This is a genomic window from Bradyrhizobium sp. Ses1 (assembly GCF_059512365.1).
This window is the reverse complement of record NZ_JCAMOQ010000200.1, coordinates 1-658: the sequence shown is the minus strand read 5'-3', so window position 1 is coordinate 658 and position 658 is coordinate 1. Positions and strand designations below refer to the sequence as shown.

Sequence of the window (658 nt, the reverse complement as noted above, 5' to 3'; positions counted from 1 at the left end):
CCTGTTGGATTTGTTTGGAATGACGGGCTTCGCACCACGATTGACGATTTCGGCGCGAAAGCCGTCGCCGTCGTAGCCTTTGTCCCCAATGAGGGCAGACATTGGCGGCGCGAGGTCCAAAAGGGCCGGCGCTGCGGCAATATCTGCATCTTGGCCCGGAGTGAGATGAAATGCGCAAGGTTTGCAATCAGGGTCGCTCAGCGCGTGGATTTTCGTGGTCCGCCCGCCGCGCGAGCGGCCAATCGCCTGTTCATGCTCCCCCCTTTTCCGCCGCTCGCCGAGCGATGCGCCTTGATCGAGGTGGAGTCGATGGACAAAGTCACGCCGTCCTTGCCGCCGCGGGCGAGCGCTTCAAAGATCGCTTGCCAATGTCCACGCTTGGCCCAGCGATTGAACCGATTGTAGATCGTCGTGTAAGGACCAAAGTCGGGCGGGCAATCGCGCCAGCGCGCACCACACTGAAGCATGTGAATGATACCGCTGATGATGCGTCGATCGTCTTCGCGCTCCGGGCCGGTCTGGTTCGTTGGCAGATGCGGCTTTATCCGAGCCCACTGCTTGTCGTTGAGCCAGAACAATCCTTTGCGCATCGAAGTCCCCCGTGCCGAATCAGTTCGGTCCAAGGGAATCAGAGTGCGCTAATTAGGTACAGACCCTA

At 59.7% G+C, this 658-nt stretch carries 1 pseudogene; it reads right to left on the bottom strand.

What is annotated here, in order from left to right:
- Nucleotides 1–590 (bottom strand): annotated as a pseudogene (locus tag AC5ZG5_RS46360) (IS5 family transposase); the annotation flags it as partial.
- Between the last annotated feature and the right edge of the window lie 68 nt (nucleotides 591–658).